The sequence below is a fragment of the Sphaerisporangium sp. NPDC005289 genome (genome assembly GCF_040607455.1).
GTDB classification, from domain to species: domain Bacteria; phylum Actinomycetota; class Actinomycetes; order Streptosporangiales; family Streptosporangiaceae; genus Sphaerisporangium; species Sphaerisporangium rhizosphaerae.
In genome coordinates this window covers 35125-46832 of record NZ_JBEXGS010000038.1, presented here as the reverse complement: position 1 = coordinate 46832, position 11708 = coordinate 35125, and the positions used below count along the sequence as shown (strand labels likewise).

Genomic DNA, 11708 nt, shown 5'->3' with positions numbered 1-11708 from the left:
CCGCGGATCTTCATGCCTTTGCTCTGGGCGTGGCTGACGATCTGGTCGGCGCCGGTGAAGCGGAAGGAGTTGCGGGAGGGTTCGGTGGCGTCCCATTTCATTTCGTTTTCGGGGGTGACGCCGGAGAACTCGCGGTCCCAGGTGGCCACGTAGGTGGAGTCGTTGAGGTGCGAGGCGGAGATCGCCGCGCCGAAGTACCGGCCGCTTTGGGCCGCCGCGGCGCCCAGCGTGCTCGCCGCCGCGCCCGCCGGAGTGCTCGCCGCCAACGCCGAGACCACCCCGAGCACACCGACGACACCGGCCACCGCCAATCGGCGGGAACCGCCGAGACGTCGCCGCGCTCCCGCGGCGGATGACAGCTTCTCGCCCATGCCTGAGCCTCCAGTACTGAAAATGGATGAAATCAACACGGGAACGTCCCGAAACGAACGCCCGAGCCTGATCGGTCTTCGCGCGAGAACAGTGGCGCCGGCGCCCGGCGATCGATCGCGTCAGCGCGTCACGCCACCATCGGACCGCACCATGAACCGCGACCTCTGCCGCTCACCACCGAACCGACAGGAGGTCATATCGGGACTCAGTTTGGAAATCTCCACGAAACGTGTCAAGGCCATGCGCCGATCGTTTCGGTCGTTCCGGCGGGCCCGCACCCGGCTTCGCCTGGGAGAACCGCCGATGCCGGCCGTCGAAGTTTCCGCCGTTCCGCGTCGAGCCGCCTTCGCCGTCGAAACCTCCTTGTCAGAGGGCAGATCACCGCCGGCGGGGACCTGAAAGTTTCATCTCGCCCACCTCGGCGGGAATCGGCTCCGCGCCTGGTAGACGCGGTCGGGGAACGCCGGGCGATGGGAGGCCGGCGCGCGGTGGAGTCCTCACCTTGACGGGACTCCGCCGCGTCGTATTTGCTCCGCCGCACCACCACCAATCGGAAACAAGGCCGGCGAGCCCCCCATGTTGCCGACAACCAGTACGCGCCTACCGGCGGCCGGTCGACCCGCGGCCATCCCACCTGGCGAAAGGGCCGACCCGACGCGATGTTAGCGCTAACAAGACCTTTGGACGGGGAGTGCGATGTCAAGACATAGATCGTTCTTAGGGGCCATCGCGGTCGCGGCGCTTCTCGTGCTGGCCACCGGTCGCGCGGCGCTGAGCGAAGGCCTCGAGGGAGCGACGAAGGCGGCGGGCGCGAGCGTCGCCGCGGCGACCGCCGGATGCGGCAAGGCTCCGACGCTGACCAGCGGTACGAGGTCGATCACGACCAGTGGCAAGAACCGCAGCTACATTCTGCGGATTCCCGACAACTACGACAGGAACCACCCCTACCGGCTGATCTTCGGCCTGCACTGGCTAGGCGGCACCGCCACCGACGTCGCCACGGGCCAGACCGTGCAGAGGGACGTCTGGTCCTACTACGGCCTGCAGCGCCTGTCGAACAACAGCACCATCTTCGTCGCGCCCCAGGGCTTCAACAACGGCTGGGCCAACTCCGGCGGCGAGGACGTCACCTTCATCGACGACATCGTCCGGCAGATCGAGACAGACCTCTGCGTCGACACCACACAGCTCTTCGCCACGGGGTGGAGCTATGGCGGCGCCATGTCGTTCTCGCTCGCGTGCAGCCGTCCGACGGTCTTCCGTGCGGTGGCGGTCCTGTCCGGCGCCCAGCTCAGCGGATGCAGCGGAGGCACGCAGCCCGTCGCCTACTACGGCATCCACGGCATCAGGGACAGCGTCCTCAACATCTCCAACGGACGGACGCTGCGCGACAAGTTCGTCAAGAACAACGGCTGCACCGCGCAGAACCCGCCCGAGCCGACGCAGGGCAGCCTGACCCACCGGATCACCGCCTACTCCGGATGCCGGGCCGGATATCCGGTCGTGTGGGCGGCGTTCGACGACGACCACAACCCCGCTCCGCATGACGGTGGCACCGGCACCAGCGGATCCAGTTGGGTGCCGGGAGAGGTGTGGAAGTTCTTCACCCAGTTCGCGGGCACCGACCCGAACCCCACCCCGACCCCCACTCCGACGCCGACGCCGACGCCGACCGTGACGCCGACCGTGACGCCGACGCCGACCCCCACCCCGACCCCCACCCCGGGCACCGGAGCCTGCCGGGTCACCGACACCCTCAACGCGTGGAACTCCGGTCTGACCTCGGACATCTCCATCACCAACACCGGCACCGCCGCGATCGACGGCTGGTCGCTGGTCTTCACCCTGCCCGGCGGCCAGACCATCACCTCCGGCTGGAACGCCACCTACAGCCCCACCAGCGGCCAGGTGACCGCGAAGAACGTCTCCTACAACGGCGCCATCGCGCCCAACGCCTCGGTCAGCATCGGCTTCCAGGCCACCCACACCGGCAACACCGGTAAACCCACGTCGTTCACCCTCAACGGCGCGGCGTGCACCATCGCCTGACCGAGGACGAACCGTCAGGGGTGGAGCCCGGCCGGGCTCCACCCCTGAGTTCTGACGGGGCCCCTCACGGGAGCGGTCGAGTCGATGCCGCCCGCGCCGGTGCGCGAGGGCCCCCTTTCCGTAAGTGCTCTTCGTAGGTCCGCAGGAGGAACAGTGCGCAAAGTGAGAACTCGGCTCGGCTCGGCGGCGCTCGCCACCGGGGTGCTCCTGGGCGGCCTGGTCGCCGTCCAAGGGGAGGCCGGCGCCCTGGAGAACGGCGTGGCGCGCACGCCGCCCATGGGATGGAACAGCTGGAACACCTTCGGGTGCAACATCAGCGAGTCACTGATCAAGCAGATGGCCGACGCGATCGTCAATTCCGGCCTGCGCGACCTCGGTTACCAGTACGTGGTGGTCGACGACTGCTGGTTCAACTCCAACCGCGACTCCTCGGGAAACCTGCAGGGCAATCCGTCGCGGTTCCCCAGCGGGATGAAGGCGCTCGGGGACTACCTGCACGGCAAGGGGCTGAAGTTCGGCATCTACCAGGTCCCGGTGGACAAGACCTGCGCGCAGTACTTCGGCAGCTACCCGGGGGCGACCGGAAGCCAGGGACACGAGGCCCAGGACGCCCGGCAGTTCGCCGCCTGGGGCGTGGACTACCTGAAGTACGACTGGTGCTCGCCCAACGGCACCATCAACGACCAGATCACCACGTTCGCCAAGATGCGTGACGCGCTCGCCGCGACGGGGCGGCCGATCCTCTACAGCATCAACTCCAACAGCATCCACGACAAGACCGGGCCGCGCCGCAACTGGGGCGACATCGCCAACATCTGGCGGACCACCGAGGACATCACCAACAAGTGGGACACCGGTCAGACCAACGGCTACCCGATGGGCATCCAGAACATCGTCAACGTCACCATCCCGCTCGCCTCCTACGCCAAGCCCGGGCAGTTCAACGACCCCGACATGATGGAGGTCGGCCGGGGCGGCATGACCGACACCGAGATGCGCAGCCACTTCGCCCTCTGGGCGATGATGGCCTCGCCGCTCATCGCCGGGAACGACCTGCGCAGCATGGACTCGGCGACCTCGACGATCCTGAAGAACCCCCGCCTCATCGCCATCAACCAGGACACCCTCGGCCTGCAGGCGACTCAGATCAGCAACGACGGCACCCGCCGCGTACTGGCCAAGAAGCTCAGCAACGGCGACGTCGCGGTCGCCCTGTTCAACCAGGGCGGCAGCACCACCACCATCTCCACTACCGCCTCGGCGATCGGCAAGTCGGGTAGCTCGTTCACCCTGCGCGACGCCTGGACCAACGCCACCACCACCAGCACCGGGACGATCTCGGCCAGCGTGCCCTCACACGGCACCGTCGTCTACCGGGTCAGCGGCGACACCTCGCCGACGCCCACTCCGACCCCGACGCCCACTCCCACTCCGACCCCGACCCCGACGCCCAGTCCCACCCCGACGCCCAGCCCGACGCCGACGCCCACTCCCGTTCCGGGCGGTTGCACGGCGACCTACCGGCTGGTCAACGACTGGGGCGGCGGCTTCCAGGGTGAGGTGACCGTCGGCAACGGCGGAACCTCCGCGCTCAACGGCTGGACCGTCAGCATGACGCTGGCCGGCGGGCAGACCGTCTCGAGCATGTGGAACGGCGTGAACACCGGCACCTCCGGCGCGATCACCGTCAAGAACGCCGCCTACAACGGCACCGTTCCCGGCAACGGGTCGACGACGTTCGGATTCACCGCCAACGGAAGCGGATCGACGGCGCCGACCGGGCTGAGCTGCACCAGCCCATGACGACCGGGTAGCACCGTCTCCTGACCGCGCCCTCCCGCCGCCGGCCCTGACGGCGGCGGGAGGGCGCGTCCGGTCGATGCGACAGGGCCGCTGGTCTACGGTTCCCGGCAGGGAAAGGCCGGGTGAGAGTCCTTCCCTGCCCGGCCGGCGGACGGACGACGGCGAGCCGCCCCTGGATGTCCACAGGGGCGGCTCGGCGGTCCGGTGCGGCCCGCGGTCGCTCGCCTACCGGTAGCCGGCGGCGGTGATGTTGGCCTGGACGGCGTTCTCTGTGGCGTCGGAGGGATAGCCGGAGGTCATCACGCCCTCGTAGAAGGTGCCCACGGCGCCGTGGCTGTTGTCGCCGCCGATGCCCAGGATGATGGCCCCTTCCTTCTTCATCGGGTTGTAGCCCGACACGTTGGGCCGCTTGCCGTCGTAGAAGGTGCCAAGACCGCCGGACTGGGCGTTGCCGCCGCGGATGGCCCAGTGGTTGGGCTCGCCCTTGATGATGGCGGTCAGGTACCGGTGGCTGATGGTCGGGTCACCGGCGTTGTTCTTCTGGTTGACCCCGGAGAACAGGCCGTTCTCCAGGTCGGCCATGATCCAGGGGCCGTTGCCCGCGCCGGTGCCCCACACCTTGATGTTGCCGAAGTAGATGGCCTCCATCGTGCCGTTGCCGTTGTCGCGGCTGTTGGTCTCGGCGTTGCCGTAGTCGAAACAGCAACCACCGTTGTAGTGCGTCCCGTCGAAGATCGCGTACATCCCCTCGGGCTGGTCGCCCTTGGCGACGCCGTTGGTGGCGTTGTTGCGGTAGCCGACTCCGGCGTCCACGTAGACGCCGTAGGCCTTGTGGCCGCCCACCGTGGTCGGCGCCTTGGTCGCGGTCGCGAGGTTGTCGTACCCGCCCGCGGCCGGGCCGGAGAACCCGCCGGGAGGCGCCTGGGTCAGCCGGTTGTTACGACCCGACTGGTCATAGATGACGCTGATCAGACAAGTGGTGTTCGCGCAGAAGGTGTCCTGGGTCGCGGCGTTGGCCACTCCGCCCGGGCTGAGCACGCCGATGTCCCGCGTGGTGTTGTCCGAGGAGCGCCGCACCTGGTACAGCGGGCCGTTGTAGGAGGCGTACAGCGCGCGCGTGGTGCTGTGCGCCGCCACGCACGGCGTGCCGCCGTCGGCGTAGATGTCACACGGCTGCTTGCCCGACGGCGTGGGCGTGACCGTCGGCGTAGGCGTGGGCGTCGGCGTGACGGTCGGGGTGACGGTGGGAGTGGGCGAGGGGGAAGAGACGCCGCCGGTGCAGGTCGTGCCGTTGAGGGCGAAGCTCGACGGCACCGGGTTGGAGCCGCTCCAGCTTCCGTTGAACCCGAAACTGGTGCTTCCCCCCGTGGGGATGGCGCCGTTGTAGGAGGCGTTGGTCACCGTCACCGACGACCCCGACTGGGTGTAGGACCCGTTCCACAACTGCGTGATGGACTGCCCGGCGGGGAACGACCAGGTCAGCCTCCAGCCGTTGACCGGGTCGCCGAGGTTGTCGACGATGACGTTGGCGCCGAAGCCGTCCTGCCACTGGGCGCTGACGGTATAGGTGACCCGGCATCCCGCCGCGGCCGCCGAGGCGAGATGGGTCCCGGCCACGCCGACCATGGCCGTCAGGAGGGCCAGGACGCCGGCGATCAGCGTCCACCTCCCACGATGTGCGGTGCTCTGTCGCATGGGTGCTCTTCCGTTCTCTGTAGCCGGTGTTCCACTGTCACGACCCGTATTGTTAGCGCTAACAATGACGCGCGCGGGTACGTCGACGTGTCAGCGACAACAGAACCGGGATTGCGTCACCGGGGTCGGTGACGTCGGACTTCGTGGCGGACGCCACGGTGGAGCGGCCTCTCTCCGGCGGGCTCCACGGTGACGAGTTCCGCCGCACACCACCTGACGTCCGAGGAGAGCAGGCCGCTCGGGGAGTCAGTGTGGAAACCGGTACGGAACCTGTCAAGACCATGTGCCGGCCGTGCGGAGCCCGCCCACCGAAGCGCGGCGGCCCGGCACGGAGGCCAGGACCTGGCACGGCGAGCGGTTACGGCGATTCCCGGCGCTCGCGCGACCGCCTTCCACGAGGGGCGCACACCACTGAAACTTTCAGCCGGCGCGGCCGAACGATGTCACCGCGGCCGGGGCGGGATCGCGGAGCCCCATGTGGCGGCCGGACGCGGGCGAGCGGGCTCGGCGACGGCTCGGCGCGTCGTCTTCGCCCCGCCGCGCCACCCTCGCGTCAGAACAGTGCCACTCCCGCTGAGCAGGCGTTATCGCGAGCATCGTCGGCGCGGAACGTGCCTCGCGAGGCCCGGCGAGCCCACCGCCGGCGCCGCCGAGCCGTCACCCGGCCCGGCGCCGGCGTCGCCTGACGCCGTCGCCGAAAGCAGGCCCGCCACCGTCCGCAGCGTTGACTTCGGCGTACCGATCGCTCACGATCGGCCGCAACTTAACCCCCCAAGAGCGGAAACTTAACCCTGATGGAGCGCCGCCCGTCCGCACGAGGATGACCCGGCCGCGCGCCGACCGCCCGCCGCCGGATCGGCGCCGGGCCGGGCCACGCCGCGGGCGGTCGGCGCCGATCACCACCCAAGCGGAGGCGAGCTGAGATGTTATCGCTAACAACACGTCCTGGCCCTTCGGCGCTCCGACCGTGCGAATAGGGCTCACCCCGGCGACGACGACGCGGGTCAGACCCGACGCCGTTCGTGGTCGCCGGCGAGGATGAGGTAGGCGCCGGCCGTCCAGGTGTAGGCACGGTCGCGCAGCCCCTCACCGGTCCGTGCGTCGAAGTTCTCCGCGAAGCCGGATTTCTCGCACAACGTACGGAACCGTGCGCTGATCTCGTCGGCCAGCTCGACGTGGCCGGCCCGCCGCAGGCCGTCCTCGATGAGGACGGTCGAGGGCGCCCAGATGGGTCCGCGCCAGTAGCCGTCGTCCCGGTAGTGCGGCGATGTGGGCAGCTCGGTCGCCGGGCCGAAGGCGGTGAGGTGGTCCTCGATGCGGGCGGCGAGCGCGTCACGCACCGGTTCGGGCAGTTCTTCCCCGAGGACGATCGGCATGAGGTCGAGCAGGCTGGAGCTGGACCAGGTCCGGCCGGAGTGCGCGCCGCGCGCGAGGAACCTCGACCCGTCCCACAGCTCGGTGAGCAGTGCCTCGCGCATCCGGTCCGCGGCGCTGGACCAGCGCTCGGCCGCGTCCGGTTCGCCGAGTCCCGTGGCCAGACGGGCGAGTTCGCGCATCTGGAGCACCAGGAAGGCGGCCAGGTCGGCGCTCTCGATGACGCGTTCAGGGTCGAAGGTGGTGGCGTTGTCCCAGCCGCTGTCGTTGCCGTGCTGGTAGTGCGGCAGTTCCCTGCCGGGGGCGCGCCGGGCGTCCAGCCAGAAGCGGGTCCAGCGTTCCAGCAGCCGGTAGGTCTCGGACGGCTCGAGGTCGCAGGACGGGCGCAGCCGCCGCAGGGCCCAGCCGTGGATGGGCGGCTTGACGAAGTTGTAGAGGATCTCCGAGTGGGTGACGGAGTCGGGCAGCGCACCCGAGGGGTCCTGGTGGTCGAAGGGCAGCCGGAACTGGTCCTCCGCGAGATCGGGCAGCCCGCCCGCCAGGGCGATGGCGTTGAAGCAGTGGTCCCAGCTCCAGACCTTGTCCATCCAGTGCTTGGACATCAGCACCGCGGGGCGGGTGACGAACCCCGCGGGGCGCACGGTGGCCGACCACAGCACGTAGGCGGCCAGCTCGGCGGCGGGCGTCCGGTCGCTGCGCCAGGGCGCGACGGCCGCGGTGAAGGCGTCGAACTCGGCGCGCGCCGTCTTGGCCACCTGCTCGAAGGAGGTGTCACTGGCGAACGGGGCGCGGGCGGTCTCGTACTCCTCCAGGGCGATCTCCCATGGCTCGTCCGCCCGGAGCAGGACGCCGCGTTCGGCCGTGCCGAGCGCCTGGGCGCCGACGGACTCGGCCCGCCCGTCCAGCAGGGTGACGCGGTAGCGGCGCCCGGTCTGGTAGACGGTGAAGACATAGGAGCCGTCCGCGGGGTCCTGGTAGAAGTACGGGCCGCTGAACGGGGTCAGGACGGGGTCGGCGGCCAGCAGGCGGAGCCCGAGGCCGCGGCCGCGCACCCGGACGGTGTCGGTGGTCTCGTAGGCCAGCTCGATCCGGCCGTCGTCGCCCCTCCAGGTGAGCTGGTGCGGAGCGGCGTCGATCGCGGTCTCGGCCGTGGGCACCAGCCGCAGGATCGGGTGCATGCCGGTCTGGTGCGAGACCAGGTGCACGTCCTCGGCGTAGACCTTCTCGGCCACCACCGGTGAGAAGGCGAACCACGATCCGCTGAAGCTGAACGGGATTTCCCGCAGGGAGAACACCGGGCCCGAGGCGGCGGTCATGAAATGAGAATCCCTTCTCCGAAGGTCAGTCTTTGACGGCGCCGGCGGTGACGCCGGCGGCGACGTAACGCTGGGCGATGATGAGCAGCACCGTGGCGGGGATGGAGGCGATCACGGCGGTGGCCATGATGGCGTTCCATTCCTGGTTGTTGTTGCCGATGTAGTGGTAGATGCCGAGGGTGATGGGCTGGTGGTCGCCGCCCTGGTCCAGGGTGCTGGCGAAGATGAAGTCCGACCACGCCCACAGGAAGGTGAACAGCGACACCGTGATGAGGGAGTTGCGGCTGACGGGCAGCACGATGGACCAGAACGTGCGCGTCACCCCGGCCCCGTCGACGCGGGCGGCCTGCAGCAGCTCCTCGGGGATGCCCGACATGAACGCGGTCAGGATCAGGGCCGCGAACGGCACCGCGAGGGTGGAGTCGGCCACGATCAGCCCTGAGACGGTGTTGAGCATGCCGGTGTTGAGGAAGATGGCGTAGAAGCCCATCGCCATGATGATGCCCGGGATCATCTGGGCCACCAGCAGCACGAAACTCAGCGCTCCGCCGCCGCGGGGCCGCAGCTTGGCCAGCGAGTAGCCCGCCGGGGCCGCGACGAGCAGGGTCAGGGCGACGGTGCCGAGCCCGACGACCAGGCTGATGCCGAGGTAAGGGAGCTGCTGGTCCAGCACCGCGCGGTACCCGTCCAGCGTGCCGTTGATGGGCAGCCAGTTCGGCGGGCTCTTGCGCATGTCCTGTTCCCGGGTGAAGGACACATTGATCATCCAGTAGACGGGGAACAGCATCACCGCGGTCAGCAGGAGACCGACACCGGTCCTCCAGTGCCTCATGTGAGGTCCTGCTTGCGTTGCGCGCGGATGTAGACCAGCCCGAAGACGAGGGCCATCACGATCAGCAGGTTGCCCACGGCCGCCCCGGGGCCGAAGGAGGGCACCAGGTTGCCGAACCCGAGCCGGTAGGACCAGGTGGCGAAGGTGGTGGAGGAGCCGCTGGGCCCGCCCTTGGTCATGATCCAGATGATGTCGAACACCTTCAGCGTGTACACCAGTCCGAGGAGCAGCGTGACCGCCGACACCGGGCGCAGCAGGGGGAAGGTGACCCGCCAGAACCGCTGCCGGCCGTTCGCCCCGTCCAGCGCGGCGGCCTCGTACACGGTGGGGTTGATGGCCTGCAGGCCGGAGTACAGCACCACGAGGTTGAACGGGACGCCGATCCAGATGTTGGCGATGGTCACCGACCACAGGGACCAGTCGGGGGAGGTCAGCCAGTTCACCGGTCCGAGGCCGACCGTCCTCAGCACGGCGTTGACCACGCCGGAGTCGCTGTTGAGCATCCACGACCAGGTGGAGGCCGACACGATCAGCGGGAGCAGCCACGGGACCAGGAACAGCGCCCGCAAGGTGGCCGACAGGCGGAAGTGCCTGGCGAAGAACACCGCCAGGGCCAGCCCGATCGCGAACTGGAAGGCCAGCGACACCACGGTGAACACCGCCGTGTGCCACAGCGTCGGCCCGAAGGCCGGGTCGCCGACGACCTTGGCGTAGTTGGTCAGGCCGGTGAAGGGGGCATCGCCCTGCACGAAGGAGCGCACGGTGTAGTTGCGCAGGCTCAACTCGACGTTGCGGAACAGCGGGTAGGCGTAGAAGACCGTCAGGTAGACCACGATCGGGGCGAGGAACGCCCACGCCGCCCACTGCCCTGACGCCAGGCGTGCCGCCCGGCGCCCCCTCCTCGCCGCGGGGAGGGGGTCACGGGCGGCACGCGCCGGCTTCTCTATGACTCGGCTCATGTCTTACTGGGTGGCGCTCGCCGCGGCCGTCTGCGCGTCCGCCATCGCCTGCTGGGGGTTCTTCGACCCGCTCAGCGCCGCCTGCACCGCGCCCCACATCGGCTCGGAGATCTTCGGATACTTGGTGCCCAGGTCGTCGCTGGTGCGGCCCTTCGCGGCCTTGACCGCCTCCACCCAGACCTCGAGCTTCGGGTTCTGCTCGACCTGCTTGGCCTGCACCGCTTCGGTGGGGGCGACGTAGGACAGGGTGGTGGTCGTGGTGAGGGAGTTGGCGGTGTCGGTCAGGCACGCCACGAGCTTCTGGGAGGTGGCGTAGCGGGCGGTGTCCTTCTGCACGGGAATGCTCACGAACTCGCCGCCGGTCGGCGCCGGCGCGGTCCCGCCGGCCTTGGCCGGGATCGGGATGATGCCGTAGTCGAAGCCGGCCTTCTCGGCGTTGGCGAGCTGCCAGGTGCCGTTCTCGGCGAAGGCGTAGTCGCCGGTGGCGAACTCCTGCCAGCTGGTGGTCTGGGTGTTGTTGATGACGGAGTTCGGGGCGTACCCCTTCTTCAGCCAGTCGGTCCACAGCGCCGCCGCCGAGATCCCCTCGGGGGAGTCGAGCTTGGTCAGCTGGGCCCCGGACCCCCAGTACCAGGGCAGGAACTGGAAGCTGCCCTCCTCGGTGCCGATGGCGGAGAAGGTGATGCCCTTCTTGCCCGCCGCCTTCACCTTCGCGAGCGCCGCGGTGAGCGAGGCCCAGTCCTTGACCGAGGCGACGTCCACCCCGGCCTTCTTGAGCACCGCCTTGTTGTAGTACAGGGCAAGGGTGTTGGCGCCGATCGGGACGCCGTAGGTCTTGCCGCCGCTCTGCCCGGCGGCCAGCAGGTTCGGCGCGATGGCGGAGGTGTCGAGCTTGTTCTCCTCCGTGGTCGTCAGGACCCCGGCCTCGGCCATCGTGGAGACCACCGGGTTGTCCACGATCAGCACGTCCGGCGCGTTGCCCTGCTGGGCGGCCAGCAGCGCCTTGTTGGTCAGGTCACTGGTGTCGTAGCCGGTGCGCTCGATCTTCACCCCGGCCTGGGTGCCGCACGTCTCGAGCAGCTTCACCCACTCGGAGCTCTTGTCGTACTGGGGGTAGGGATCCCAGATGGTGTAGGTGCCGCCGCCGGCGGCCGGGCTCGCGCTGGCCGCGTCGCCGCCACCGGACGACGACGAGCACGCGACCGTACCGCCGGCGACCAGCAGGACCGTGAGACCCAGGCCGGCCGCGTGGCGGCTCGTTGCTGCTGACCCCATGATTATGACCTCCGCTGACAGGCGTTGAGCGGC

The 11708-nt window shown here is 69.3% G+C and carries 8 protein-coding genes; 2 read left to right on the top strand and 6 right to left on the bottom strand.

The window, feature by feature from the left end; translation table 11 throughout:
* Positions 1-371: endo-1,4-beta-xylanase (locus ABZT47_RS38675; protein WP_354853288.1), on the bottom strand; the 371-nt coding region annotated here is incomplete at its 3' end.
* Between the two features lie 697 nt (positions 372-1068).
* On the opposite strand from ABZT47_RS38675, the gene ABZT47_RS38670 reads away from it, so the two are divergent.
* Together ABZT47_RS38670 and ABZT47_RS38665 are read left to right on the top strand one after the other, a co-directional pair.
* The gene (locus ABZT47_RS38670; protein WP_354853286.1) at positions 1069-2421 is read left to right on the top strand and encodes a cellulose binding domain-containing protein; all 1353 of its coding nucleotides are present in this window, start codon (positions 1069-1071) and stop codon (positions 2419-2421) included.
* 162 nt (positions 2422-2583) lie between these two features.
* A complete protein-coding gene (locus ABZT47_RS38665) occupies positions 2584-4224 on the top strand; it encodes a cellulose binding domain-containing protein (protein ID WP_354853285.1) in 1641 nt (546 codons plus the stop codon).
* Positions 4225-4449: 225 nt separating this feature from the next.
* Here the strand turns inward: ABZT47_RS38665 and ABZT47_RS38660 are convergent, their stop codons facing one another.
* The 5 genes from ABZT47_RS38660 to ABZT47_RS38640 form a co-directional block, all read right to left on the bottom strand.
* Positions 4450-5919, bottom strand: coding sequence for an arabinofuranosidase catalytic domain-containing protein (locus ABZT47_RS38660; protein ID WP_354853283.1), 1470 nt, complete (start codon positions 5917-5919; stop codon positions 4450-4452).
* A gap of 1004 nt (positions 5920-6923) precedes the next feature.
* Positions 6924-8609 carry a trehalase family glycosidase gene (locus ABZT47_RS38655; RefSeq protein ID WP_354853281.1) on the bottom strand — a complete coding sequence of 562 codons (1686 nt, stop codon included), beginning with the start codon at positions 8607-8609 and terminating at the stop codon, positions 6924-6926.
* A gap of 25 nt (positions 8610-8634) precedes the next feature.
* Positions 8635-9441: a carbohydrate ABC transporter permease gene (locus ABZT47_RS38650; protein WP_354853279.1), complete on the bottom strand. Its 807-nt coding sequence runs from the start codon at positions 9439-9441 to the stop codon at positions 8635-8637.
* Positions 9438-10400 carry a sugar ABC transporter permease gene (locus tag ABZT47_RS38645; protein WP_354853277.1) on the bottom strand — a complete coding sequence of 321 codons (963 nt, stop codon included), beginning with the start codon at positions 10398-10400 and terminating at the stop codon, positions 9438-9440. Before ABZT47_RS38645 ends, ABZT47_RS38650 begins: the two co-directional genes overlap by 4 nt.
* Before the next feature lie 3 nt (positions 10401-10403).
* A complete protein-coding gene (locus ABZT47_RS38640; RefSeq protein WP_354853275.1) occupies positions 10404-11675 on the bottom strand; it encodes an extracellular solute-binding protein in 1272 nt (423 codons plus the stop codon).
* Positions 11676-11708: the final 33 nt, after the last annotated feature.

Bases quoted from the DNA above. Each gene is read 5' to 3' on its own strand.
- ABZT47_RS38670 (WP_354853286.1), top strand. From the start codon at position 1,069: ATGTCAAGACATAGATCGTTCTTAGGGGCCATCGCGGTCGCGGCGCTT.
- ABZT47_RS38660 (WP_354853283.1), bottom strand. From the start codon at position 5,919: ATGCGACAGAGCACCGCACATCGTGGGAGGTGGACGCTGATCGCCGGC.
- ABZT47_RS38655 (WP_354853281.1), bottom strand. From the start codon at position 8,609: ATGACCGCCGCCTCGGGCCCGGTGTTCTCCCTGCGGGAAATCCCGTTC.
- ABZT47_RS38650 (WP_354853279.1), bottom strand. From the start codon at position 9,441: ATGAGGCACTGGAGGACCGGTGTCGGTCTCCTGCTGACCGCGGTGATG.
- ABZT47_RS38645 (WP_354853277.1), bottom strand. From the start codon at position 10,400: ATGAGCCGAGTCATAGAGAAGCCGGCGCGTGCCGCCCGTGACCCCCTC.
- ABZT47_RS38640 (WP_354853275.1), bottom strand. From the start codon at position 11,675: ATGGGGTCAGCAGCAACGAGCCGCCACGCGGCCGGCCTGGGTCTCACG.